We start from the raw sequence: 26,226 nt of genomic DNA on the forward strand, positions 1-26,226 counted from the left end.
GAAGAAAACAATGGAAAATCTTACGAATATTTCAATTGAATTAAATCAACAGTTTAATACAAAAGAAGAAGCTATTCGCTTTTGCGGCGAAAAACTAGTCGAGGCAGGCTGTGTTGAGCCCGCTTATATCGAAGCAATGATTGAAAGAGACCAATTGCTATCTGTTTATATGGGGAATTTTATTGCCATTCCTCATGGAACAGAAGAAGCCAAAAAATTAGTGAAAAAATCAGGAATCTGTGTAGTGCAAGTCCCAGAGGGTGTTAATTTTGGCACCGAAGAAGATGAAAAAATTGCTACCGTATTATTTGGGATTGCCGGAGTCGGTGAAGAACATTTGCAATTAGTCCAACAAATTGCACTTTATTGTAGTGATATGGATAACGTGGTGCAACTTGCCGACGCATTAAGTAAAGAAGAAATAACAGAAAATTTAGCCATTGCTTAAAGGAGAGAATAAGAATGAACGCAGTACATTTTGGAGCAGGAAATATTGGACGCGGCTTTATCGGCGAAATTTTAGCTAAAAACGGGTTTCATATTACGTTTGTGGATGTTAATGAAACCATCATTCAAGCGTTAAAAGAACGTAAAAGTTATACAATTGAATTGGCCGATGCCTCACATCAACAAATTAACGTTGAAAATGTGACCGGGTTAAATAACATGACAGAACCAGAAAAAGTAGTAGAAGCAATTGCGGAAGCCGATTTAGTCACGACGGCGATTGGTCCCAATATTTTACCAAGAATTGCTGAATTAATTGCCCAAGGAATTGATGCACGTGCCGAAGCAAATTGCCAAAAGCCGCTGGATATTATCGCTTGTGAAAATATGATTGGTGGTTCAACCTTTTTAGCAGAAGAAGTGGCCAAATATTTGAAAAACCCAGCTTATGCTGAACAATGGATTGGTTTTCCTGATGCGGCGGTTGATCGGATTGTTCCATTACAAAAACATGAAGATCCACTTTTTGTTCAAGTTGAGCCTTTTTGTGAATGGGTCATTGATGATACCAACCGAAAAGCCAAAGAGATTCAGTTAGAAGGCGTTCATTACGTTGCTGATTTAGAGCCGTATATTGAACGAAAATTATTTAGTGTAAACACTGGCCATGCTACAGTTGCCTATACAGGGGCGTTGTTAGGCTATCAAACCATTGACGAAGCGATGCAGGACGCCTTAGTGGTAGCACAACTCAAATCAGTTTTGCAGGAAACCGGTAAACTTTTAGTGGCTAAATGGAATTTTGATGAACAAGAACATGCAGCCTATATTGAAAAAATTATTCAACGTTTCCAAAATAAATATATTTCAGATGCTATTACACGTGTAGCACGGACACCAATCAGAAAATTAGGTGCGCAAGAACGGTTTATTCGACCAATCCGTGAATTACAGGAACGCAATCTAGTGTCGCCGCATTTATTAGCAATGATTGGTATTGTCTTTAATTATCATGATCCAGAAGATGAACAAAGCCGTCAATTACAGGAAATGCTTGACCAAGAAAGCGTTGATACAGTGATCGCTGAAGTAACGGGCATTGAAGATCCAGAAACGGTTAAAAATATTAAACAAAACGTAGAACGCTATGCGCGACCACAAGTAGCATAATAACAAAATCCTTCTACCAAGATACTTCACATTTCTTAATTAAAGAAAAAAACAACCGCTCACTGATTAAAGTGAGGGGTTGTTTTTTACATATTGACTAAGTGGTTTTTGATAAAGCTCTCCTTTGAAGGCACCTGTATTGAAGTATTCAGCTAATTGGTAACCAATGAATGGGCCAGTAGTGAGTCCTGATGAACCAAGTCCGCTAGCAACCACAAGGTGGGGCAGCTCTGGCAAAGGACCAAAAAACGGAGCGAAATCAGATGTATAAGCACGTGTACCAACGCGGTAATGCATGGGTTGCTTAAAAAGCTGATCTGCTTCTTTTAGAAATGGCGCAGTCCCAGAAGTTAGTTGTTGAAAAGCGCTAACAGTCTCTTCTAAATCCCAGGCTTGTTCATTTTCGTGGGTGGCACCTAATAAAATTTTTCCTTGATTAAAAGGAATTAAATCGGCTTCGCCATCTAACATAGCGACAGGCCATTGCTGACTATTTGTAAAAGGGGTCTCGAAAACTAACAATTGTCCTTTTTGGGGATGAATGTCCACAGATAAATTTAAAGTAGCGAGTAATTCCTTTAAATGAGGACCAGGTGTTAAAGCGAGAAAATCAACGCTCTTTTTTTCTGAATTTGTGACAATTTCCCACCCTTGATTCAGTTGTCGAAAGTGCGCCCGTTGTGAACAAAAAGTGACCCCTTTGGCTTCGGCGCGTTTCTGAAGATGGTTTAGATAAGCTGGTCCATCTAGGCGACCGCCGCCAGAAATAAAAAGTGAGGGAGTTTCCTTAAGTAGCGGTAAGAACTTCGCTGTTTGAACCGCTGACAACATCGTGATTTCTCCAATTTCAGGTGCAGTTTGCTTACGCTCTTCTGCCAAATGGGCTAAGTCTGCCAAAGCAGCTGCCGGACGCAAAATGACTGTCCCTGATTGACGATAAATATCCTCCGTCAGCTGAAAATCTTTGACTAGCTTTGGAAATAGGGCAGCGCCCTCTCGCGCTAATTGGTACCATTTCTTATTTCGACGTTTGGATAGCCAAGGGGAAATAATCCCAGCGCTCGCTTTAGTCGCTTGGCCGATCCCTTCATCATAAACGGTAATGTCAAATTTTTGTGGATCTAAATAATTAGCTAACGTCATTCCGATAATGCCGCCGCCAATAATGGCAATTTTTTTCATGCTTCTTCTCTCCTTCGAACAGTTGTATTGTAACACAAAAAAACCGCCTCTAGACAGAGACGATTGAGAGATAAATTGTTAGCGGGTCCTTCTGTGTGTGTAAATAGAATTGCCGCCTTCTAAAACGTGAACAATTTCTTGTGCCATTTCTGCCACAGGCACGGGATCATAGCCAATAAATAAGTTCTTTAAAAAGGGGATTTTCTTAAAAAAATAAATACATTTACTAAAAAGTATGGTGCCGGTACGTTCTTGACCTACAAGTAAACTAGGATAAAAAATTACTGCTTCGGCGACTTCTTGGTGGATTAGTTCCTCCGCTGCCAATTTGGCATCCATATATTTTCTCAAAGGGAAAGGAACAGTATTGGCTGAAATAAATAAAAACTTAGCTGGCTTTTTTTGTTGTGCTAAAAAAGAGCTGATTTTTTTCACGGGCGTCAGAATTAGCCGTTGATAGGTTTTCTTTTTTCGTGGATTTTCAAATAAAATACCTACCGTATCAATGACCCAGTCAGCACGCTGGACTTGTTCTTGCCAATTCGTGTCACGAGTAACATCGGAGCATACCCACTGCACTTGGTGGCTCCAAGATGCGGAGAGCGTGGCAGGCTTTCCATGACGTGAAACACTGATGACTTGATGTTGGCGTTGGACTAAAATTTTTGCGATTTGTTGACCTAAAAAACCGCTACCGCCAAAAATAATAATTTTCATGGCAAGCCCTCACTTTCAATTGTTTCTTCTAGTGTACCTTAAATAAAAAAAGAAGCAAAAAATCTCGATTGCGCATAGTTTAGTTATAAATAACATAAAAATAACCTTTTTAGATTGTTGAAACACAAAGACCCAACAATGGTTATTTATTGTCGTGAAATAAATAAAAAAATGAACAAAAATGAAATAAATCAGACTAAAGGCCTAGAGAAATGCCCTTGTTTCTTGAATTCAAGCATGGTTAAATAGTTATAAGTGAACGACCGAGCAATTTAGTTTGTTGGGGAAAATAGACAGAATGAGGAGATGAAACGAAGAAAATGAAGAAGAAAACGATAATTATATTGGGGGCAGTTGCGGTAATTGCGGTTGGGGGCATCGTAACTGTGAATGCGTTAAATAAAAATGCACAACAAGTAGCTGTCAAGCAAGCGCCTAAAGATGACTGGGGAATTGACTATTTTGACGTTCCCGACTTGCAACAAATTTATATTAACGGTGTCATCCAACCGGAACAAATGGAAGCCTTTGCGCGTGATCAAAAAATAACAAAGGATCCAGAGATTAAGGTGAAAAACGGCGATGTCGTAGATGCAGGCACAGAATTATTTACTTATGAAGATGAGGCGGTCACAAAAGAAATTGAGGCACAACAAAATAGCTTAGCCAAATTAGAAACGAAGCGGGCGAATATCTATAATAAGTGGAATCGGGCCATTGATAAATTTAATAAAACTAAAGAAGAAGACCGCACAATGTCTGGTGATGATTTAAATGAACAATATCAAACAGAAGTCGATGCGGTAGATGAAGAGATTACCTTCACCAATGAAACCTTAGCGGATTTAGGAGCGAAGCAATATATTTCCACAAAGGCTAATTTCAAAGGTCGCGTATCAATTCCAGAAGTAAAAGATGCCAATTCACCGATTTTACGGTTAACTTCAGAAGATCTTTATTTAGCTGGAAAAGTGAATGAAAAGGACTTGACTAAAATTAGTGTTGGGCAAAAAGCTAAACTAACTTCTGTTTCCAACAATGTGGTTGTGGATGGCTCAATTTCTTACATCGATGATAATCCTCCTGAAGGCAACAGCGATGCCGCGAGTGGCAATCCAGAGGGTGGCACGACGATGTCTAGTTATAGCGTCAAAATTGCGTTGGCCAATTTAGACAAAGTCAAAAATGGCTACCATATGCAAGCAACCATTGATTTAGGCGATTTAGGGGCGATTGAGTTACCGAAAAAAGCGATTCAAAAAGAGGGTGAACAGGCCTACGTTTTAGTGAATGATTTTGGAACCATCATTCGTCGTGATGTCCAAGTCGGGCAAGAAAATGGCGACAAAATGGCGATTGAATCTGGCTTAGAATCAGCCGACCGAGTGGTTATTTCTTCAAAAAAACCAGTAAAAGTCGGTGATATTGTTGAATCAGATGCAGCGATTGCTTCTGATGAATCAGCAACCAACGAATCAATGACAGATGCGTCGAAATAGGAGGGCTTGATGGTGGAAGCAAACAATACAAATCAACCCCTCATTGAATTGCGGGACATTAACAAGTTCTATCCAGTAGGTAAGGAAAAACTACATGTTTTAAAAGAATTGAACTTGACCATCCATCAAGGAGAGTTCATTTTAATCATGGGGAAGTCCGGTAGCGGTAAGACAACGCTGATGAACATTATTGGTTTCTTGGATCGCTTAACAGACGGAAGCTATCATTTTTCAGGAACAGATGTTTCAAAATTGTCTGAAAATAAAAAATCAGCCTTTCGCAATGAATATCTAGGATTTATTTTTCAACAATTTTTCTTGATTAATTCTTTAAATGTTAGTCAAAATGTTCAATTGCCCTGTGTTTATGAAGGGAAAAAAAGCCGCGCTGAGAAAAAAGCGATTGCTGAAAAATACCTAAAAATTGTCGGTTTGGAAACAAAAGCCAAATCAAAAGTTACTGAACTTTCTGGAGGACAGCAACAAAGAGTAGCCATTGCTCGTTCCTTGGTGAATGATCCATTATTGATTATGGCTGATGAACCGACTGGGGCATTGGATAGTGAAACGGGTACAGAAATTATGGAATTATTGAAAGAATTGAATGAACAGGGCAAAACAATTGTCATGGTGACACATGATGAAGATATGAAAAAATATGCCTCACGAGTGATTCATATGAAAGATGGTCGCTTTTTGGAAGAAGAGGTGATTAGATGATTGCTAATTTATTTGTTAGTACTTTTTTAAGCTTAAAGGCGCATAAGTTGCGGGTATTTTTAACGATGGTCGGGATTATTATTGGGATTACATCAGTCGTAACGATTTCTGCGCTAGGTGAAGGGATGAAGCGTCAAGTTGTGAAGGCATCCAGTGCAGTGAACGCGGATGTTTTGAAGATTCATTATACAATGTCGGATGGTAGCAGTGACAATTTTATGTCCTATGAAGAGCCAGATTATACGTTTAGCCGAGTGGACTTGAAGAAATTACAAGACATTCAAGGAATTGAAAGTATTTATCCTCAATATGGTGAATCAATGATGGGGGGCGGAGACAATTTGTTTGTACCAATGGATTATTTTGGGGCGCAGGCGAATTTATCCATTACGTCGACTAAAGGGCAGAATGATATTTTATATGGTCGTGATTTTCAACCGAGCGATGCAAATACAGATGCGATTGTCTTAAATCATGATATCTTTGAAGCGCAAATTCGGCTTGAGGATCCTAGCCAACTCATTGGAAAAGCTGTTTCAATTGGTGGTTATATGTACAAGGTGATTGGTATTTTAGCACCAAAAGATTTAGATAGTTTGGGCATGAACGATGATTGGGCAACTGCTATGAGTAGTTTTGTTTCTCGAGAATCATATAATAAATTAGCGAAAACAAAAGCAATTAGCGGCATCAATATTAAAGTTCGTGAGGGAGCGGACCGTGAAGCAATTTTAGGACAGGCAATCACTATTTTAAGTGAAAATCATCCTGAAGTGAAAGGAACGTTTAAAGAAAATGACCAAGACCAACAACTCCAACAACAAATGGAAGAAATGGTCACGGGTATGACGATGTTTCTGATGGCAATTACTGCAATCTCCCTATTAGTCGGGGGAATTGGCGTCATGAACATCATGTATGTGTCTGTCACGGAACGGAAACGAGAAATCGGGATTCGTCGGGCCATTGGTGCTAAACCACGAGTCATTTTATTCCAATTTTTAATGGAAGCAGCGTTTATCACATTGATTGGGGGTTTGATTGGTGTCGGCTGCGGCTACTTATTGGCAACTGTGGTCGGTGGGTATATTTCGATTACGCCAATTATTACGCCGTCCATCTTTGCTATTTCAACATTGGTTTCGGTCTTCACAGGTATCTTTTTCGGGATTATTCCAGCAATTGGTGCCTCGAGGATGGATCCGATTAAAGCGATTTATAATTAAAAAGAAGAGCTTGGTAGTCACATCTTTTTTGATGATCCTATCAAGCTCGCTTTTTTATTTCATGTCACTAAGAATTTTCTGAATCAATTCTTGTTGAAACTCTTTGGTATATTGTTCGGTGAGTTTCGCTTGTTCTTCTTGGGACATTGATGGATTCGCCATCATAGCGGCCATCATTTTTTTGCCAACTGTTTCAGTCCCTTCTTTTTTGATATCAGCGGCATGTTGTTCCATATATTCGCCTAATTTTTTTGCTTGATCAGCACTTAAAACTAGCCAGTCACTAGCAACATTAAAGGTGTTTTCTTGTTTTGCAAATTGGTTATCGTTGTCAGCAAGGCCAAATAGTGTTTTGGCCCAAGACTCTTGATAGGACCATTTCGTCGTTTTTTGGACTAATGTGGCTTTTTGAGCATCTTTTTGAACTGTGTTTGTGACGTTTTCCGTTCCTGTTTTTTGTAGTTTCTTTTTATCTGGTGTGTTATATAAATAAACTTTTTCGGAACCATCGCCCAACGGCTGGTACAATAACATGTTGGGGCCATCTTTACTTGAACTACTGCTTTTTAGTTCAAACGTTTTGTCCTGAGTAACTTCGGTCATACCAAAATGATCTTTATCGTTTAAAACGATAAGACTTAACGAAGCTAAGAAGCCTAAACCAAAAATAACCATACAGCATTTATGCCAAACTTTTCGGCCAAATACATTTGTGTAGGCAAAGCCTAACACGCAAAGGATTAAAAGGAAAATAATCATTATTTCATTGCACCTACTTCCTTAACAGGCATCGCTTCTTTTTTATTTAAGAAGAAAGTAATCGCCAAGCCGAGAACGCCAAAGATTGTTGCCACGAAGAAGGCTGCGTGATAACCGTTTAATGTTGCGTTTGTTGCTTGGTCGCGATAAGCGAGTGGGGCTGTTTTTAATAAGTCTGATGCAGGTAAGCCGTCTTTGGTAACATTTGTTAAAACACTAATCAAAACAGCTGTTCCAATTGAGCTGGCTACTTGTCGGAAGGTGTTGTTTACAGCAGTTCCGTGACTTAATAAATTCATTGGTAAAGCATTCATGCCAGAAGTTGTCACAGGCATCATGACCATCGAAATACCAAACATCCGAATCGCATATAGGACAATGATATAAATAATAGGTGTTGCTTTTGTTAAGAAAGCAAACGGTAACGTTGCAGCTGTTAAAATAAACATCCCGGTAATCGCAAGACGACGGGCACCAATTTTATCAAAAATGCGACCCGTTACTGGCATCATAAGTCCCATAACTAACGCTCCTGGTAAAAGCATTAACCCTGAATGGAAGGCAGATTCGCCACGAATATTTTGGATATACAAAGGTAAAACCATTTCGGCACCAATCATTGCCATGTTGGTTACGCCAGATAAAATGGCTGCAACAGTAAAGACTTTTGATTTAAAAACGCGTAGTTCTAAGAAAGGTTGTTCTAAATGCAATTGTCGATATGTAAAAAGACATAAAACAATCGCACCAACAATTAAGAATCCATAGACTTGCGGGCTACCCCAACCTTTATCACCAACGCTTGAGAAACCGTAAAGTAAGCTACCAAAGCCGAGAGTAGAAAGAATGACCGATAAGACATCGATACTTGGATTAGATAATTGGATGACATTTTTCATTAAAAATGAAGCTAAAATTAGGACTAAAACGACAATTGGAATGACCATCCCAAAAAGGTCACGCCATGTATAAGAATCAATAATCCAACCAGATAATGTTGGACCTAAAGCGGGTGCTAATCCGATAACAATTCCCGTTGTGCCCATGGCAGCGCCACGTTTTTCAGGCGGGAAAATTGAAAGCATAATTGTTTGTAAAAGAGGCATAGATACGCCGACCCCTGCGGCTTGAACAAGACGTCCAGTCAATAACATGCCGAAGTCTTGAGCTACAAAACAGATGATGGTTCCGATTAAGAACGTTGACATCGCTGTTATGTATAATTTTTTTGAACTAAATTTGTTAATCAACCAAGCACTGATGGGAATCATAATGCCGTTCACAAGTAGGAATCCAGTGGTTAGCCACTGTACACTTGAAGCTGAAATATCAAATTCTTTCATTAATGTAGGTAAGGCCGTCGTTAAAAGTGTTTGGTTTAAAATCGTACAAAATGTTCCGATTAGTAAAACGCCGACTAGTAACGACCGGTTATAAGGTTTTCCGTGAATATCCACAGGTTGTTGTGAAGTCACATATATCGCTCCTTTTTCTGTAAGTTTCAAATTAAATTGCATTAACTACTTTACAACTAATTAGAATCTTTGTCAACTTACTTGACAAAGGTGTAAAAAAAACTACAATTAAGGAAAGGATAAGGGAAAGGAAGTTAAACTAATGTGGTCAAAAATGATTCAGCGTTTGTTAAATGAAGAAAATTTGTTGATAGGAATTAGTGAACTAAGTGAAATTGCTGAAGTTTCGCCACGTCAACTTCGTTATTGGGAAGAAAAAGGGTATATTTCTTCCATTGCGAAAGACGCAAACGGTCCACGGAAATATCGGTTACATACAGTCGTCAAAGTGCATTGGATCAAGCGTTTTTTAGATGAAGGATATACATTACAAAGTGCGGTGGAAAAAGCAGAAGAGCAGCATCGTAATGTGGGGATGACGAAAAAAATCTTTAGTCAAATGTTTCATGGTATCTCAGAAGTTTGTCCCAATTACGTAGCGATTGATTTGGGCGATTTCGATGAAGAACAAAAATTATATGTTGTATTTAATGAAACCACAGAAGTCAGTGAGTATCTTTTAATTCCTAAGGATGCAGATGTTTCTGATGAGTTAAAGAAAAGAAAATAAGAATGAAATAGGACTGGGAGAAAGACCTGAAGTGAAAGTAAAACGTTACTGAATGAATCTTCGAGTTCTTTTTTTCTTGCAATTTCTTTATTTTTCTATATAATTTCTTATATGGAAAAGGAGGGTTTCGATGAAAGAAACAAAACCTTACGGAACAGTCTTGTTAAAAGCGGCTAAAATCATGGACTGTCTAAGTTTACAACCCGATCAAACCTTACAGGAAATTGCAAAGAATACCGAAATGACGGCATCAACGGCAATCAAAATTTTAGAAACCTTAACATTAATTGGCTATGTTCAAAAAGACACGAACAAGACGTACCGCTTAGGAACAAAATTGATTCGCTATGCGAATCAAAGTGTGGAGCAAATCGATTTAGCTGAAATTGCGGTACCTTATTTAGAAAACCTTCAAAATACGGTCGATGAAACCATTCATTTAGGGATTTTAAATAATAATGAAATTCTGTATATCAATAAATTAGAACCGAAAAATCAAACGATTCGCATGTCCTCGAAAGTGGGAATTACTCGACCTTTGTATAATTCGGCCATGGGTAAAGCCGTTTTAGCAGAATTTTCGGAAGAACAAGTGCAACAATATTTAGACACGCAGACATTAATTCCCTATACCGAAAATACGATTACCAATCCCTTGCGTTTGAAAAAAGAATTAAAACAAGTGCAACAAACGGGGGTTGCTTACGATGATGAAGAAATTGAACAAGATATTTTCTGTAGCGGAGTATCTTTAATGAAAGATGGCGAAATTGCGGGTGCTTTTAGTGTAAGCATGCCGAAATATCGTTTGACAGAGGAAAATAAAACGACGATTAATCAAGCCCTTTTAGCAACAAAAGCAGCGATTGAAGCGAAATTATAGTAGAAAAAGAAAGACAAACAAAAGTCGATTGGGATTTTTGTTTGTCTTTCTTTTTTTATTTTTGTAAAAACGTTTGCATTTTCTTTTTTTATCTGTATAATGAAGTTGTGAATTTCTTTATAATAAATATATATTTCTAAATAAGAAATGAGGGAGTCTGTTGAAGCGAGTATCAATTTTACAAAAATTAGAAAATGCTGGCGTGATTGCTGTGGTTCGCGGAAAGACAAAAGAGGAAGCGCTAAAAGCTAGTCAAGCCATTGTAGCAGGCGGTATGCGGGGGATTGAGTTAACCTTTACTGTTCCTCAAGCAACAGAAGTGATTCAGGAATTAGTTGCGTTATACCAAGAGAATCCTGACGTAGTCATTGGTGCGGGGACAGTTTTGGATGCTACGACTGCTCGTTTAGCTATTGTAGCAGGGGCTGAATATATTGTGAGTCCAAGCTTCGATGAAGAAACCGCTAAAATTTGCAATTTATATCAAGTTCCCTACTTGCCAGGCTGTATGACCATCACAGAAATGAAAGAAGCACTGAAAAGCGGAGCAGATATTATTAAACTATTTCCGGGAAGTGTTTATGGACCGAGTGTTATTTCGGCATTTAAAGCGCCATTGCCTCAGTTAAATATTATGCCAACGGGTGGTGTCAGTTTGGAAAATATGGCCGAGTGGTTTGCTGCAGGTGTGACGGCTGTCGGTGTTGGTGGCAATCTGTTAGCGCCAGCAGCAACTGGGGATTTTGAAAAAGTTCGTGAGGTTGCCCAAGCCTATATGGAAAAATTCCAAGCAATCAAAGGGGTGTAGGCACATGGGGAAAGTCGTAACATTGGGAGAAATCATGTTGCGTTTGTCCACGCCTGTCGGAATACGCGTAGCACAAACAGAAAATTTCGCTGTACATTACGGCGGTGGTGAAGCGAATGTAGCGATTTCGTTAGCGAACTATGGCCACCAAGTGACTTTTGCTAGTAAAGTGCCCGATAATTCGTTAGGAGAAGCCGCCAAAAAGCATTTAAGTCGTTATGGGGTTTCAACGGAATTTGTACGAACTGGCGGAACACGCCTAGGAACGTATTACTTGGAAACTGGTACAGGAGAACGAGCAGCCAGTGTTGTCTATGATCGCGCCTATTCAAGCTTTGCTCAAATCGAAGAAATGGAATGGGACTTACATGAGCTGTTTTCAGGAGTAGAGATCTTTCATATTTCAGGGATTACAGCGGCGTTATCAAAAAATTGGCAAAGTATGACGGTTGCGCTAGTTAAAGCAGCGAAGCAAGCAGGGTGCCAAGTAAGTTTTGACATTAATTATCGAGGGAAACTTTGGTCCCAGAAAGAAGCGAGCGTGGCATTGAAGGCCATTCTTCCATTTGTTGATATTTGTTCAGCTGGGGTATTAGATGCTCGTTATTTACTGGAGATTCCAGAACCAGAGGAAGAACTTGAAGACGCATTAACGTGGTACTACCGAAAAATGCAAGAACGTTATCCCAACATTCAAGTATTTTATTCAACCAAACGTCAAGTTCATTCAGCGACAGATAATGAATTAATCGGAACGCTATGGTACAAAGGTGCGTATTATACGTCCAAATGTCATCGATTACAACCGATTGTTGACCGTGTCGGTGCCGGTGATGCGTTTGCTGGTGGGGTTTTACATGGCATATTAGCTGCCTATGATCCACAAACCTGCATTGATTTTGCGACAGCGGCTAGTGCGTTAAAACATACTGTCCATGGTGATTGTAATCAATTTAGTCAAAAAGAAGTCCTTGCTTTTTTGGTAACGGGCTCAGGAAAAATAAATAGATAGGAGATTTTAGTTATGCAAAATATGGAAACACGTTATACACATAGTCCGGCGGATATTCGTCACTATTCAACAGAACAATTGAGAGATGAATTTTTAGTAGAGAAAGTTTTTATTCCAGGTGCAATCAGCTTAACCTACACACATAATGATCGGATGATTTTTGGTGGTGTGACACCGACCACAGAAGAATTAGAAATTATTTTGGACAAAGAATTAGGGGTTGACTATTTCTTAGAACGCCGTGAACTAGGGGTTATTAATATTGGGGGACCAGGCTTTATTGAAATTGATGGCGCCAAAGAAACAATGAAAAAACAAGATGGCTATTATATTGGGAAAGAAACAAAACATGTTCGTTTTTCTTCAGAAAACCCTGATAATCCAGCGAAATTTTACATTAGTTGTGTGCCAGCACATCATAAATATCCCAACGTAAAAATTAGTATTGATGAAATTACCCCAATGGAAACGGGTGATCCTTTAACATTGAACCAACGTAAAATTTACCAATACATTCATCCGAACGTTTGTGAAAGTTGCCAGTTACAAATGGGTTACACCATTTTAGAACCAGGTAGCGCTTGGAATACAATGCCTTGTCATACACATGAACGTCGTATGGAAGCGTATGTTTATTTTGATATGGAAGAAGATACGCGGATTTTCCACATGATGGGTAAACCAGACGAAACGAAACATTTAGTAATGAGTAATGAACAAGCAGCTATTTCACCAAGCTGGTCAATTCATTCTGGGGTTGGTACAAGTAATTATTCCTTTATTTGGGCCATGTGCGGAGAAAATATTACGTACACAGACATGGATATGGTTGCAATGGATCAATTAAAATAAACCAAAGAAAGAGGAGAAAACATGGAATTTAAAATGAATGATTTTCAATTAGATGGAAAAGTAGCGTTAATTACAGGTGCTGTTTATGGGATTGGCTTTGAGATTGCGAAATCCCTAGCTGAAGCAGGAGCAACAATTGTTTTTAATAACTTATCTCCTGAATCAGTTGAACAAGGCTTGGAAAATTATCGGGCTGCAGGGATTGAAGCACGTGGTTATGTGTGTGATGTCACTGATGAAGAGCAAGTTCAAGCGATGGTTGCTCAGATTAACGAAGAAGTCGGCTCTATTGATATTTTAGTCAATAATGCGGGAATTATTAAACGAATTCCAATGGTGGATATGTCAGCAGAAGAGTTCCGTCAAGTGATTGATGTTGACTTGAATGCGCCATTTATTATGGCAAAAGCGGTTATTCCAGATATGATTGAAAAGGGTCATGGCAAAATTATCAATATCTGTTCAATGATGAGTGAACTAGGTCGTGAAACAGTTAGTGCGTACGCGGCAGCAAAAGGCGGACTAAAAATGTTAACGAAAAATATTGCTTCTGAATATGGACAATATAATATTCAATGTAATGGGATTGGACCTGGCTACATTGAAACGCCACAGACGGCGCCATTAAGAGAACCAGGGCATCCATTTAACGAATTCATCTTGGGACGAACACCTGCTAATCGTTGGGGCACACCAGCAGACTTAGCTGGCCCAGCAGTTTTCTTAGCATCTAACGCTTCTGACTTTGTTAATGGACATATCTTATATGTCGATGGTGGAATTTTAGCTTATATTGGAAAACAACCATAATAAATAAGTAAAGGAGCGAGATTAGCAATCTCGCTCCTTTACTTATGGCTAGCCTTCTACTAAAAACTCACATAAAAGAAAGAAGCAATCGCCACAGCAAATGAAATAATAGCAAACACTAAGCTACTCCATAGTCCTAACAGAATAAATGGTGAGGTTCTTTTGCCGCCCTCTTTCTTTAAGTAGGAAAATGTCCGTCCAGTAACAATGAATTGCCAGATACTAATCAATAAAAAAATACCGCCAATTAAGTAACGCATGTCCTCGTCCTCCTTCTATTTAGTATACCACTTGATGAAAACGTTATCAAAACGCTGTATAAAAAAGTTGCCTTTCAAAAAAGAGAAAGGCAACTTTTTTGACGGTTTAACGGACGTCACCCATTAAGTTTTGGATTGGTTTTTTCACAATGAATAAGAGAATCCCGGCAACGACAGCTACAAGTCCGACAATCCCAAAATATGCTGACTCTGTTCCAGGTGTATAGAAACGAGCAATTTGAGCGTTAATGGCTTGTGAAGCGGCATCTGCTAATAACCAAATAGCAACGGTTTGAGCTTCGAAAGCTTTCGGTGCTAATTTTGTAGTAATCGATAAGCCAACGGGAGATAAACACATTTCTCCGACAATCATAATGAAGAAACTAAAGAATAACCAAAGTGGACTCACCCGTCCTTCGGTACCATAAAGTAGACCTGGCAACATTAATAAGACGAAGGAAAGACCAGCAAAGACTAGTCCTAGTGAAAACTTCACAACTGTTGATGGTTGACGTTTACCTAGTTTTGTCCATAATGTAACAAAAATAGGGGTCAAAATAACTACGAATACAGGATTTAATGATTGGAACCAGCTAGCGGCAATCGGGAAGCCAAACAAACTCGTTTGCGTCCGTTCATTTGCAAATAGAGCAAGAATAGACGAACCTTGTTCTTCCAATGACCAGAAAACAATTGCTGCTAAGAATAATGGCAAGTAAGCCAGAACTTTTGGTTTTTCTTCAGCAGTGACATCTTTAGACGTTAACATTTTGCTGAAATAATAAACAGGTAACAGGATTCCTAACACGCTGATGGTATTAATAAAGAAATCAATTGTTAAATGTCCTGTGACATAGGCGCCACCAAAAATAAGTAAAGCAACGACAATTGCCAACATAAATGCTTTAGCAAATTTCTTTTGCTCTTCTTTAGACATTGGATTAGTTGGGGCTTGACCAATCCCAGCAAGAGATTTACGTCCTTGGAAATAATATTGTAGTAGCCCGAAGAACATCCCTACTGCAGCAACGGAAAAGCCTAAATGATAATTATATTCTTGTCCTAAAGTTCCGACAACAAGGGGAGCGATTAAGGCTCCGATATTAATCCCCATGTAAAAAATGGAGAAGCCTGCATCTCTACGTAAGTCAGTTTTTGAATAAAGATGGCCAACCATCCCTGAAACGTTTGGTTTTAACATCCCAGTCCCAAATACAATTAACATAATAGAAACGAATAAGGCGGGGACACCAAATGGGGTAGCGAGAACAATATGTCCAGCAATGATTAACAAACCACCAATAAAAACAGTTTTCCTTGAACCTAAGACACGGTCAGAGACCCAACCGCCAATGATACTGGACATGAAAACCATTGATCCATAAATGGACATGATGGCTAAGGCAGTTGCTTTGGGGAGACCTAAACCGCCATTGGCTACGGTATCGTAAATGTAATACATTAGAATAGCACGCATGCCGTAGTAACTGAAACGTTCCCACATTTCTGTGAAGAACAGTGTTGCTAGTCCTTTCGGTTGTCCCAGAAAGGATTTGTCTAATTTCTCAAGTTGTTCTTTGTCACTCATAGATAAAACTCCAATTCTTATAATATTCAGAATATTTGATAATAAAATGACTTAAATGTAGATTCATATATTTTATTACTCATAGATTGGAAAATAGAAAGAGAAAAAACTGATTACGTTTTTAAATAACAAGCGTTCGAGTGATTATTTGTTTTTTATTCGTGAATTACAATAAAAATGAATATTTATTCTGCTTTATTTTCAATACTTTGTTTTCATAGTTGCTTTAGCTGTTCCTTTTTTGAATAAGATTAAAATGAATAAATAACAAGCAAAATATAAGATTTTTTTGTTTAACTCTTTTTGTTTCAATAGGAAGTGCTTAGTGTTTTTTCAGAATCGAAAAATGAATACGACAAAAAATTTATCTATATAATAGAAGGAAAAATAAAAATAGTGAATGATAAAAAAAATTCAAAGAAAACACCTGTTCTTTTTAGGCGTGAGTTTTTGAAAAAAACATTCTCATGTCTAGTATATTTAACATTTTGTTACTTTTTGACTGAAACGAATGTAAAAAAACCGACATTTAAGGGCTAATCAAGGGTTAGAAAACGGTTTCTCAAAAATAAAATCCTGTTTTTTTAACTTTTTTTCGCAAAATATAAACAGGATAATATCAAGCTTCCAGCAGCTTTTTATTACAAAATGTAACAAAACCGACATTCTAGTAATAAATTGTCACGAGATATTCACCTACGGCCGGCCATTCGATGATAAAGTATGTGAAGTCGTTTCGATAAAGCGAAGCAGACGTGGTTGTTGCCGAGTGCTAAGAGCAACAATCAAATATTTTTAATTACAAAGGAGAAACATACATGAAATCAATCAAAACGATTTTACTTGGAACAACTTTGGCCGCAGGTTTAGGATTATTCTTAGGAACAGACGCAAACGCAGAAAGCTTATATACAGTTAAAGCAGGAGATACTTTATCAACAATTTCTCATCAATTTGCAGGAGACAATAGCTTAATTCAAAAAATTGCTTCTGATAACAAATTGCCAAACCTTGATTTAATTTTTGAAGGAGAACAATTAGTTATTCGTTCAGAAAAAGAAGTTGCTAATACTCCAGCACCAGCTGTAGAAGTTGCACCAGTGCAACAAGTAGTTGAACAACCTGTTGCACAACCAGTACAACAAGAAGTACAACAACCTGTTGCTCAAGAAGTAGCGCAACCAGCAGCACCTGCCGCAAGCAGTGATGCGAAAGAGTGGATCGCACAACGTGAATCTAGTGGTTCTTACGATGCAACAAACGGCCAGTATATCGGTCGTTACCAATTATCTGCCTCTTATTTAAATGGTGACTATTCACCTGCCAACCAAGAACGCGTGGCAGATCAGTACGTAGCAGGTCGCTATGGTTCATGGGATGCAGCTAAATCATTCTGGTTAGCAAATGGTTGGTACTAAAATTAAATAAACGAAGTAATCTAATTACTTATTAAAAACCATAAACAAAAAAACAGTAACCTGTAAAGATTACTGTTTTTTTTGTCGATTTGTTAAGGTACAACGCCCCACGCTCGTCAATTGGTGGTCTGCGTTATATATTTTTGCTTCCCAAACTTGAAGGGTCTTTCCCGAGTGATCGGGCGTCGCAATCACGGTAAGGCTACCATCATGGACACTACGAAGATGATTTACTTGTAAGTCTATGCCGACAGCAAAAGTGTTTTCAGGAACGTTTTCGTTCGCACCTAAACTACAGGCAGTTTCAATTAAGACGCCGTTTAAGCCCCCGTGGACAAGGCCATAGGGTTGTTTATGCACGTCTTTTACCGCTAAAGTAAGCTGACATTTCTCAGCAGAAACGTGTTGAATCGTGATACCTAAATACTCTAAAAGATGAATAGTAATCAGTCCTTTCTAATAAAAGAGAGAATAAAAGGTTTTTTATTTATTATACAGGAATGAAGAAAATTTGAAATAGCCATGTTTTTTCTTAAAATTCAAGCGACTTTTTCTCTAAAGTGCCGATTCTTGTGTATAATAGAAAAGATGAGATTAATGAAGGAGGTTTCCTAATGAGAAACTGGACAACAATTAAAGAATATGATGAAATTTTATTTGAGCAAGAAGGCAAAGTAGCAAAAATTACTATCAACCGCCCGCATGTTCACAACGCATTCACACCAAAAACAGTCATGGAAATGATTGATGCATTCAACATTAGTCGTGATAAAGAAGATGTCGGGGTTATTATTTTAACAGGCGCAGGTGACCAAGCATTCTGTTCTGGTGGCGATCAAAAAGTTCGAGGTAATGGTGGTTATGTTGGCGAAGACAATATTCCACGTTTAAATGTGTTAGATTTACAACGGTTAATCCGTGTCATTCCCAAACCAGTCATCGCAATGGTGAAAGGCTGGTCCATTGGCGGCGGCAATGTTTTACAATTAGTTTGTGATTTAACAATTGCGGCTGAAAATGCTAAGTTTGGGCAAACAGGACCAAATGTCGGTAGCTTTGATGGTGGATACGGCTCAGGTTACTTGGCGCGCGTTATCGGCCATAAAAAAGCGAAAGAAGTTTGGTTTATGTGTAAACAGTATTCTGCTCAAGAAGCTTTAGATATGGGCTGGATTAATACCGTTGTTCCATTGGATCAAGTAGAAGATGTGACAATGGAGTGGGCAGAAGAAATGTTAACCAAAAGCCCGATTGCTTTACGGATGATTAAAGCCTCTTTAAATGCCGATACAGATGGCTTGGCTGGTGTGCAACAATTAGCTGGTGATGCGACACTTCTTTACTATACAATGGCTGAAGCACAAGAAGGCCGAGATGCATTTAAAGAAAAACGGACACCAGATTTCGATCAATTCCCTAAATTCCCATAAACCAATGACTTGGTTAAATAAACAAGTACAAAAACGTCCCGATCATCCTGCTTTTTATTTTCAGGATGAATCTTGGACGTTTTTAGAAGTGCAACAAGAAGTCAGCCATTGGGTAGCCACATATCAACAGGTGCTTGCACCAGAAGAAAAACGTGTGGCTTTATTCAGTAAGAACAGCAAAGAGTTGTATTTTTCAATTCTAGCCTTATGGGAATTGGGGAAAGAGTTATTATTTTTAAATACGCATTTGACACTTGCTGAACTGACTTTTCAGTTAAAAGATGCGCAAGTTAAAACGATTATTGGTGCGCCTGAAACGCAGGCTTTGTTAGAGGAGATTTCTTTTGTCGACGTTCAGCCAATGGTTAAAAAACAGCATAGTCTTTCACGTCAGGAGTTTCAACAGCCAAGTGACTTAGAGTCGGTGGCTTCTATTATGTATACATCTGGAACTACAGGACAGCCTAAAGGGGTCTTGCAACGGTTTAAAAATCATTTGGCCAGTGCTAGAGGCACTCAAGAAAATATGGGGATTACTGCTGAAGATTGTTGGTTGTGTGCAGTCCCATTATTTCACATTAGCGGATTGTCGATTGTTGTTCGACAACTCGTCTTAGGTTGTAGTATTCGCCTTTACGATAAATTTGATGAACAGCAAGTGACACAAGATTTACAAGAAGGCCGTGGCACCGTCATTTCAGTGGTTGCGACAATGTTGCAACAATTATTGTCTGTCTATCCTGAGGCTGGCTACAGCGCCAGCTTTAAAGGAATGCTATTGGGTGGCGGACCGATTGCACCGGATAAATTAGCGCAGTGTGAGGAAAAAGGGATTCCAGTCATTCAATCTTACGGGATGACGGAAACGTGTTCGCAAGTTGTTGCCTTGAAATTTGAAGATGCGGCGCTGAAAATCGGCTCTGCTGGGCAACCGTTAAAAGATATGCAGATCAAAATTGTTGATGAACTAGGACAAGAACAGCCAGAAAAGCAAGTCGGGGAAATTTTACTTAAGGGACCAAACGTTGTTTCAGGTTACCTTAACCATCGTCAATCTGAAAAATGGACAGCAGATGGTTGGTTTAAAACAGGCGACATGGGCTATTTAGATGCACAAGGTTACCTGTATTTGGTTAGTCGTTTAAGTGAACTCATTATCTCTGGTGGTGAAAATATTTACCCCACTGAGGTTGAACAGGTGTTACAGGCGATAACAGGAATTAAAGCAGCGGCAGTTGTAGGAGAACCAGATGCGCAATGGGGAGCCGTCCCAGTTGCATATGTGATTAGTGACCAAGAAATCACCTTAGCGCAAATTCAAGACCAGTGTTCACGAAAACTGGCAAAATATAAACGACCGAAACGCATTTATTTTTGTCATTCTTTCCCGCAAACAGCAAGTGGAAAGATTGCCAAACATCGTTTCATGACAGAAGAAAGAGAGGCGTTTTTAATCAGATGAAATTGCCTGATGAATTACGACAAGCCTATCAGAAGAATGCCCGTCAGTTCAGTTGGGTTTTTCCATTAGAAACAGAACAAACAGCCTTGGCAATTTTTGCCGCTGGTGAAAAGGCATACCAAGGAGAACGTTTTTTTTGGCAAACGCCGAAAAAAGATTTTGCTTTGGTTGGCTTCGGATATGAAACTATCTTAAAAGGCGCAGAAACAGAAACGCAGCAATTGAACAACTTTTTAAAAAAAGAGGCGGCAACTCGTTTTCAAAATATGTCTATTTCTGGTACGGGGGCTCTTCTGTTTGGCGGTTTGCCTTTTGATACAGAACAAACGCCTACTGAGGCCTGGGGAGAGTTAGGGGAAGGTTGGTTTTATCTACCAAGTATTCTATTTACTTTTTCAGGTTCACGTATTTATGGAACGCTGAACTTTTCAGGTTCTAGTGAACAAGAAGTCGAGGAACGTTGGTCGACTTTGGTGGCTCAGTTTGATCGCTTGTTAGCTACCTGTGAGGAATTGCCAGCTGTAGCGGAAACAAAGATTGACAAGGAAGAAGTTGCCGTGACTGAATGGCTACAAGCTGTTAACGAAACCGTAGCAGTCTTAAGAGAAGATGGCCCTTTAAAAAAAGTGGTTTTGGCTCGACAACTTGCTGTGAGCAGTCCTGAAAAAATTCGAAGTAACCAAGTGCTCGTTAATTTAATGGCACAACAACAAAATACGTATTTGTTTGCTTTAGAAGCCAAAGACACAAGTTTCATTGGTGCAACACCAGAACGACTTCTGTTGGGTACTAAAGAAGCGTTTGCGACCGCTTGTATTGCAGGAACCATTAAAACGGGTCAAACACCAGAAGAAACGAAAGCTTTAGGAGCACAACTTTTACAAGACCGCAAAAATACCGGAGAACACCAAATTGTGGTGGAACGTTTAGAGAAAGAGTTGGCGAAGATGACGACTTCTGAAAACAGTATTCAAGCACCCATTATTTTGGAAAATCGAGATGTACAACATCTTTATGTGCCAATCTCGGGTCAACGTAAACCGGGAATTTCGTTTTTGGAAAGTGTGATGCAGCTACACCCAACGCCAGCTTTAGGCGGTGAGCCCAAAGAGTTGGCAGTCGAATGGATTCGACAATATGAGCCAGGGAGTCGTGGGTTATATGGTGCGCCAATCGGTTGGATTTCAGGGAATGATGATAGTGGCGAGTTCGCTGTGGCCTTGCGTTCAGGTGTCTTTGCTGGTCAGCAAGGCGTTCTTTATGCAGGTTGTGGTATTGTTGCGGATTCCCAAGCAGAGCTAGAAAGAGAAGAAACGAAAATAAAATTTCAACCGATGTTACGAGGAATTGGAGGGCAGGTTTAATGAATCATCAAGAAACAATGACCGATTATTTAACGGCCTTTATTGAAGGCTTAAAAAATAGCGGGGTTGAACAAGCAGTCATTAGTCCAGGGTCCCGTTCCACACCACTGGCTTTATTACTTCATCGGGAAACCGCAATCCAAACTTTTGTCGATGTCGATGAACGTTCCGCTGCTTTTTTTGCTTTAGGATTAAGTAAAGCGAGTCAAAAACCAGTGGTCTTACTTTGTACCTCTGGAACAGCAGCTGCAAACTATTATCCAGCAATTTGCGAAGCCAATATTAGCCATGTACCCTTAGTCGTTTTAACAACGGATCGGCCGCATGAGTTACGTCAAGTTGGCGCTCCTCAAGCCATGGACCAATTACAAATGTATCAAAATCACGTGAAATTATTTGTTGAAATGGCTTTGCCAGAAGCAACAGAAGAGATGTTGAATTACGCCTATTGGCAAGGCGCTAAAGGAGCAGCATTCGCGCAACAAACGCCTGCTGCACCTGTTCATTTGAATTTTCCTTTGCGGGAACCATTATTACCTGACTTAGAGAGAAAAACAAAGAGTTCTCAACAAACGGCTTTATTCGCTGGTCAATCAATCCTTTCTACAGAACAAGTGCAACAGTTAGCGGATCAATGGTACCAGAAAAGCGGCGTCTTGGTTGTCGGTGGCAGTCATACAGAGGAAGAAGCGACGTTATTTATTCAATTAGCCGAAGCTTTGCAATGGCCGTTACTAGCGGATCCTTTAGCAAACATTGTGACACATGGGCAAAATAGTGAAGTTGTTATTGCACACAGTGATCTGTTTCTAAATGTGGCGACCTTGCCACAAGAACCAGAAGTGGTAGTGCGTTTTGGTTCGCTGCCAATTTCTAAAAACATCATGTTATGGTTGAAACGCTTAGCAACGACAGAGACTACTTTTTATTTTGTGGACGAAAATGGGCAATGGCAAGAGCAATTGAAAAAATCACAAACCGTTATTCAGGCAAAGGAAACCACGTTTGTAGAACAACTGTTAACGGTTGTCAAACCAACAGAAGCGACTTGGTTAGCACAATGGCTCCTGCTGGAAAAAACGGTCTCTGAAGTTCTTCTAGAAACGCTGAACGCGACAGAATTAAATGAAACAACAGCCAGCTTAGCTGTTCACCAAACGATGAAAGAGAACGGTCAGTTATTTGTATCTAATAGTATGGCTATCCGCTACTTAGATCGATTTATGGATAGTCGCCCTTATCGGATGTTTGGAAATCGCGGCATCAACGGGATTGATGGGATTGTTTCAACTGCTTTAGGAATGAGTGCCGTAGCACCGACACAGCAAAACGTTCTACTGATTGGTGATTTAGCGCTATATCATGATATGAATGGTTTATTTTTGGCTAAACGTTATCAGTTGCCGTTAACAATTGTTTTATTAAATAACAATGGTGGCGGGATTTTCTCTTTTCTATCTCAACGAACTTTACGTGAGGACGATTTCGAGCCTTTATTTGGAACACCGCTTGATTTAGATTTTTCGTTAGTTGCTGAACTTTACGGTGCTTCGTATCAAGAAGTCAAAACAATCGCGGAGCTCAAGCAAATTTTACAAACAGCGGCTGAAGAACCACAATTTCAAGTGATCGAAGTCAAAGGAAATCGTCAAGAGAATGTTCATTTGTACGAATCAATTTTAGCTGAAATTGGTAGACGAGTAGAAAGACAGGGGATTTCATGGAACGGTTAATTCGGGGGATGCAGTACCATTATCAATGGTTAACACCTTTTGATGCAAAGCGAACGACTCTAGTCTGTTTACACGGTTTCACAGGAACGTTAGCCACGTTTGCAGCCGTTTTTCCCAGTCAAACACCTTATAACGTTTTAGGAATTGACTTACCTGGGCATGGCGCGACTGCTAGTTTGGTAGCACCAGAGCGTTATACCATGAAACAGGTTTGCCATGATCTTGCTGAACTAACCGAATCGCTAAATTTGCCTTGCTTTTGTTTATTAGGCTATTCAATGGGCGCTCGAACAGCTTTAGGTTTTGCATTACATTATCCACAAAAGGTACAGCATCTTTTATTGGAAAGTGGATCACCAGGTTTGGCCACCGCCGCAGAACGTCAGGCTCGTATCTGTCAAGATCATCGTTTGGCGGAACGTCTCTTAGAGGAACCGCTTGTGGATTTTATTGATTTCTGGCAAGAATTACCGTTATTTCAAACGCAAAAAGCCTTGCCTGTGGCACAGCAAATGGCCATTCGTCAGGAACGTTTGAGCCAATCGGCCTTTGGGTTGGCTAGTAGTTTGTGGTATATGGGTACAGGAGCGCAAGAGAGTTACTGGGAACGTCTAGCAGAATTGCAGCCGATTCCTACCGATTTATTGGTAGGCGGCGAAGATCAAAAATTTATTGGGATTGCGAAAAAAATGCAGGCACGTCAACCGTTGTTGAGGCTGACAATTTTTCCTGAAGCAGGACATTGTATCCATTTGGAACAACCAACGATTTTTTATGAAAAGGTGACAGCGTTATTGGAAGGAGCCATCTGAATGAACATTCAATCAATTGAAACCTATCAGGTTCGTTTGCCTTTAAAAATGCCGTTTGTCACGAGCTATGGTCGCCTGGAAGAAAAAGCGTTTGATCTATTTGTAATAACGGATGAGCAAGGAAATCAAGGGTTTGGCGAATTAGTGGCTTTTGAGCAACCTGATTATGTGCAAGAAACGTTGGTAACCGAACGCTTCATCATCCAACAGCATTTAATTCCGTTACTTTTAACAGAAGCGCTTGAACAGCCGCAAGAGGTTTCAACAATTTTTGAAGAAGTTAAAGGGCATTGGATGGGAAAAGCTGCGTTAGAAACTGCCATCTGGGATTTATATGCCAAACGGCAACAGAAGAGTTTAACTGAATTTTTTGGACCAACGCGGAGGAAAATTCCTGTAGGGATTAGTTTAGGGATTCAAGAAGACTTACCTCAATTGCTTAAACAAGTTCAGTTAGCTGTAGAAAAAGGGTATCAACGAGTGAAGCTGAAAATTCGTCCCGGTTATGATGTGGAACCCGTTGCTTTGATTCGTCAGCATTTTCCTAACTTGCCTTTAATGGTCGATGCCAATTCAGCGTATACATTGGCTGATTTGTCTCAATTGCAACGTTTAGATCACTATCAATTAGCGATGATTGAACAGCCTTTTGCTGCAGATGATTTTTTAGATCACGCACAATTACAAAGAGAACTGAAGACAAGAATTTGTTTGGATGAAAATATTCGTAGTCTCAAAGACTGTCAAGTGGCGTTAGCATTGGGCAGTTGCCGTAGTATCAATTTGAAGATTCCTCGTGTAGGTGGGATTCACGAGGCGTTGAAGATTGCCACATTTTGCCAAGAAAATGATTTATTGGTTTGGTTAGGTGGTATGTTTGAGTCTGGTGTTGGTCGCGCATTGAATTTGCAATTTGCGTCACAGCCTACCTTTTCCTTTCCAGGTGATATTTCAGCAACGGAACGCTATTTTTATGAAGATATCATCACGGAACCTTTTATTTTAGAGCAAGGGACAATGACCGTGCCTCAGGGACTTGGTATTGGTGTTACACTTTCCCAGACGAATTTGCTAAAATACAGTCAGTATCAAAAAATCATGTAATGATAACAAAATTGCGCCTATGACTATGCAGAGAAGCATAATCTAGGCGCAATTTTTTATTTTTCTAATTGACTCGCTGCGGCTTCATCCAAGAGAACCGTTAAATTTGGATGGAGTTGAAGAATAGAAGCAGGATACGTTTCTGTGACAGGTCCTTGGAGCACTTGTTTGACCATCTGAGCTTTTTGTTCACCATTTACAATTAGGACAAGATGCTTAACTTTCATGATGCTGGCTGGCCCCATCGTAACAAAGGTCATGCCTGGCTGCATCATTTCAGGAACAAACCAAGGCTCTGAACCAGTGACGGTCACTTGATAGGTTTCATTTTTAAAATGAGTGGTAGTGGGCATGTTCCCGCAAAAATGACCATCTGCTCCTAAGCCAATTAACATCAAATCTAAGCCGCCTGCGTCAGCAATCCGTTGTTCTTGTTGTTGAAAGTTTTCAACAGTTAATGGATGGATGTTTTGCTCGGATATTTCCGCAGGTGTCAAATACAGCGTCCGCAAATCTGTCAGAGTAATGCCTTCCTTTTGATGAGGAACGGGGATTTCATCAAAGTTATAATAATGAACATTATCAAAGTCAGATGAATTTTTCACAATCGAGGCTAATTTTTGGTAAACAAGTGCTGGCGTTTTACCAGCGGTAATTGATAAATTCACTCGTTTATCTTGGCTCATCGTGCTTAGAAGTAACATTTTTGCCCATTCGCTCATCGTGTCGAAATCTTGTTTAATTAAAATTTTCATACTTGCTCACTCCATTCTTTGAATAAGCTAAGTATAATTTGTGGGAACCATCCCATGTCAAGCTCTTCACAAAAAGGATTTAATTAACGGTAGGCAAAAGAAAGAGGAGCAGCCGTCAAAACGATGGCTG

At 39.5% G+C, this 26,226-nt stretch carries 26 protein-coding genes; 18 read left to right on the top strand and 8 right to left on the bottom strand.

Going from position 1 to position 26,226, the window contains the following annotated elements; translation table 11 throughout:
- Positions 1-10: 10 nt before the first annotated feature.
- Both IGK03_RS01585 and IGK03_RS01590 read left to right on the top strand, forming a co-directional pair.
- On the top strand, positions 11-448 hold the full coding sequence (locus IGK03_RS01585; RefSeq protein ID WP_002355279.1) for a PTS sugar transporter subunit IIA: 438 nt from the start codon (positions 11-13) through the stop codon (positions 446-448).
- A 14-nt stretch (positions 449-462) separates the two neighbouring features.
- Positions 463-1,617, top strand: coding sequence for a mannitol-1-phosphate 5-dehydrogenase (locus tag IGK03_RS01590; RefSeq protein ID WP_002355280.1), 1,155 nt, complete (start codon positions 463-465; stop codon positions 1,615-1,617).
- Between the two features lie 66 nt (positions 1,618-1,683).
- Here the strand turns inward: IGK03_RS01590 and IGK03_RS01595 are convergent, their stop codons facing one another.
- Entirely contained in the window at positions 1,684-2,799 is a 1,116-nt protein-coding gene (locus IGK03_RS01595) for an NAD(P)/FAD-dependent oxidoreductase (protein WP_010713581.1), read from the bottom strand.
- Positions 2,800-2,877: 78 nt separating this feature from the next.
- On the bottom strand, positions 2,878-3,516 hold the full coding sequence (locus IGK03_RS01600; protein WP_002373205.1) for an NAD(P)H-binding protein: 639 nt from the start codon (positions 3,514-3,516) through the stop codon (positions 2,878-2,880).
- Positions 3,517-3,836: 320 nt separating this feature from the next.
- Between IGK03_RS01600 and IGK03_RS01605 the strand changes: the two genes are divergently transcribed.
- From IGK03_RS01605 to IGK03_RS01615, 3 genes are read left to right on the top strand one after another with little or no spacing between them, the layout of a single operon-like run.
- Positions 3,837-5,015 carry an efflux RND transporter periplasmic adaptor subunit gene (locus IGK03_RS01605; RefSeq protein ID WP_002355284.1) on the top strand — a complete coding sequence of 393 codons (1,179 nt, stop codon included), beginning with the start codon at positions 3,837-3,839 and terminating at the stop codon, positions 5,013-5,015.
- A gap of 9 nt (positions 5,016-5,024) precedes the next feature.
- On the top strand, positions 5,025-5,735 hold the full coding sequence (locus tag IGK03_RS01610; RefSeq protein WP_002383683.1) for an ABC transporter ATP-binding protein: 711 nt from the start codon (positions 5,025-5,027) through the stop codon (positions 5,733-5,735).
- The gene (locus tag IGK03_RS01615) at positions 5,732-6,961 is read left to right on the top strand and encodes an ABC transporter permease (protein WP_202334750.1); all 1,230 of its coding nucleotides are present in this window, start codon (positions 5,732-5,734) and stop codon (positions 6,959-6,961) included. The genes IGK03_RS01610 and IGK03_RS01615 overlap by 4 nt, the downstream gene beginning before the upstream one ends.
- Positions 6,962-7,015: 54 nt before the next feature.
- Here IGK03_RS01615 and IGK03_RS01620 read toward each other — a convergent pair whose 3' ends face one another.
- On the bottom strand, positions 7,016-7,720 hold the full coding sequence (locus tag IGK03_RS01620) for a DUF4811 domain-containing protein (protein WP_002364955.1): 705 nt from the start codon (positions 7,718-7,720) through the stop codon (positions 7,016-7,018).
- Positions 7,720-9,237 (bottom strand): MDR family MFS transporter, encoded by a 1,518-nt coding sequence (locus IGK03_RS01625; RefSeq protein ID WP_002389910.1) that lies wholly within the window; start codon positions 9,235-9,237, stop codon positions 7,720-7,722. Before IGK03_RS01625 ends, IGK03_RS01620 begins: the two co-directional genes overlap by 1 nt.
- 100 nt (positions 9,238-9,337) lie before the next feature.
- Between IGK03_RS01625 and IGK03_RS01630 the strand changes: the two genes are divergently transcribed.
- The 6 genes from IGK03_RS01630 to IGK03_RS01655 all read left to right on the top strand — a co-directional run bounded on the left by IGK03_RS01630 (position 9,338) and on the right by IGK03_RS01655 (position 14,170).
- On the top strand, positions 9,338-9,805 hold the full coding sequence (locus IGK03_RS01630) for a MerR family transcriptional regulator (protein ID WP_002383688.1): 468 nt from the start codon (positions 9,338-9,340) through the stop codon (positions 9,803-9,805).
- Between the two features lie 130 nt (positions 9,806-9,935).
- The gene (locus IGK03_RS01635; RefSeq protein WP_002355294.1) at positions 9,936-10,688 is read left to right on the top strand and encodes an IclR family transcriptional regulator; all 753 of its coding nucleotides are present in this window, start codon (positions 9,936-9,938) and stop codon (positions 10,686-10,688) included.
- Positions 10,689-10,848: 160 nt separating this feature from the next.
- The gene (locus IGK03_RS01640) at positions 10,849-11,496 is read left to right on the top strand and encodes a bifunctional 4-hydroxy-2-oxoglutarate aldolase/2-dehydro-3-deoxy-phosphogluconate aldolase (protein ID WP_002367887.1); all 648 of its coding nucleotides are present in this window, start codon (positions 10,849-10,851) and stop codon (positions 11,494-11,496) included.
- A 4-nt stretch (positions 11,497-11,500) separates the two neighbouring features.
- On the top strand, positions 11,501-12,508 hold the full coding sequence (locus IGK03_RS01645) for a sugar kinase (RefSeq protein WP_202334751.1): 1,008 nt from the start codon (positions 11,501-11,503) through the stop codon (positions 12,506-12,508).
- 12 nt (positions 12,509-12,520) lie between these two features.
- Positions 12,521-13,360 (top strand): 5-dehydro-4-deoxy-D-glucuronate isomerase, encoded by an 840-nt coding sequence (kduI, locus tag IGK03_RS01650; protein ID WP_002355301.1) that lies wholly within the window; start codon positions 12,521-12,523, stop codon positions 13,358-13,360.
- 21 nt (positions 13,361-13,381) lie between these two features.
- Positions 13,382-14,170, top strand: coding sequence for a gluconate 5-dehydrogenase (locus IGK03_RS01655; RefSeq protein ID WP_430602426.1), 789 nt, complete (start codon positions 13,382-13,384; stop codon positions 14,168-14,170).
- A 59-nt stretch (positions 14,171-14,229) separates the two neighbouring features.
- On the opposite strand, the gene IGK03_RS01660 is transcribed toward IGK03_RS01655, so the two are convergent.
- Positions 14,230-14,430 carry a hypothetical protein gene (locus IGK03_RS01660; protein ID WP_002355314.1) on the bottom strand — a complete coding sequence of 67 codons (201 nt, stop codon included), beginning with the start codon at positions 14,428-14,430 and terminating at the stop codon, positions 14,230-14,232.
- 106 nt (positions 14,431-14,536) lie between these two features.
- Positions 14,537-16,018, bottom strand: a complete 1,482-nt coding sequence (locus IGK03_RS01665) for a peptide MFS transporter (RefSeq protein WP_002355315.1) — start codon at positions 16,016-16,018, stop codon at positions 14,537-14,539.
- A gap of 818 nt (positions 16,019-16,836) precedes the next feature.
- On the opposite strand from IGK03_RS01665, the gene IGK03_RS01670 reads away from it, so the two are divergent.
- A complete protein-coding gene (locus IGK03_RS01670; protein ID WP_002355317.1) occupies positions 16,837-17,436 on the top strand; it encodes a LysM peptidoglycan-binding domain-containing protein in 600 nt (199 codons plus the stop codon).
- Between the two features lie 69 nt (positions 17,437-17,505).
- Here the strand turns inward: IGK03_RS01670 and IGK03_RS01675 are convergent, their stop codons facing one another.
- Complete coding sequence (locus tag IGK03_RS01675; RefSeq protein WP_002361187.1) at positions 17,506-17,886, bottom strand: PaaI family thioesterase; 381 nt, start codon at positions 17,884-17,886, stop codon at positions 17,506-17,508.
- A 110-nt stretch (positions 17,887-17,996) separates the two neighbouring features.
- Here IGK03_RS01675 and menB point away from each other — a divergent pair, with 110 nt between their 5' ends.
- The 6 genes from menB to menC are packed head-to-tail and all read left to right on the top strand — an operon-like array spanning position 17,997 to position 25,341.
- The gene (gene menB / locus IGK03_RS01680; protein WP_002383695.1) at positions 17,997-18,866 is read left to right on the top strand and encodes a 1,4-dihydroxy-2-naphthoyl-CoA synthase; all 870 of its coding nucleotides are present in this window, start codon (positions 17,997-17,999) and stop codon (positions 18,864-18,866) included.
- A gap of 4 nt (positions 18,867-18,870) precedes the next feature.
- Positions 18,871-20,328 carry an o-succinylbenzoate--CoA ligase gene (locus tag IGK03_RS01685; RefSeq protein ID WP_025192074.1) on the top strand — a complete coding sequence of 486 codons (1,458 nt, stop codon included), beginning with the start codon at positions 18,871-18,873 and terminating at the stop codon, positions 20,326-20,328.
- Entirely contained in the window at positions 20,325-21,692 is a 1,368-nt protein-coding gene (locus IGK03_RS01690) for an isochorismate synthase (protein ID WP_156210159.1), read from the top strand. The genes IGK03_RS01685 and IGK03_RS01690 overlap by 4 nt, the downstream gene beginning before the upstream one ends.
- The gene (menD, locus tag IGK03_RS01695; RefSeq protein WP_156210158.1) at positions 21,692-23,425 is read left to right on the top strand and encodes a 2-succinyl-5-enolpyruvyl-6-hydroxy-3-cyclohexene-1-carboxylic-acid synthase; all 1,734 of its coding nucleotides are present in this window, start codon (positions 21,692-21,694) and stop codon (positions 23,423-23,425) included. Before IGK03_RS01690 ends, menD begins: the two co-directional genes overlap by 1 nt.
- The gene (menH, locus tag IGK03_RS01700) at positions 23,413-24,237 is read left to right on the top strand and encodes a 2-succinyl-6-hydroxy-2,4-cyclohexadiene-1-carboxylate synthase (protein ID WP_010707853.1); all 825 of its coding nucleotides are present in this window, start codon (positions 23,413-23,415) and stop codon (positions 24,235-24,237) included. The genes menD and menH overlap by 13 nt, the downstream gene beginning before the upstream one ends.
- On the top strand, positions 24,238-25,341 hold the full coding sequence (gene menC, locus IGK03_RS01705; RefSeq protein WP_033625291.1) for an o-succinylbenzoate synthase: 1,104 nt from the start codon (positions 24,238-24,240) through the stop codon (positions 25,339-25,341).
- A gap of 56 nt (positions 25,342-25,397) precedes the next feature.
- Here the strand turns inward: menC and IGK03_RS01710 are convergent, their stop codons facing one another.
- Entirely contained in the window at positions 25,398-26,096 is a 699-nt protein-coding gene (locus tag IGK03_RS01710) for a glucosamine-6-phosphate deaminase (RefSeq protein ID WP_002355326.1), read from the bottom strand.
- Positions 26,097-26,226: the final 130 nt, after the last annotated feature.

It is taken from the genome of Enterococcus sp. DIV2453a, from assembly GCF_050533535.1.
GTDB classification, from domain to species: domain Bacteria; phylum Bacillota; class Bacilli; order Lactobacillales; family Enterococcaceae; genus Enterococcus; species Enterococcus faecalis.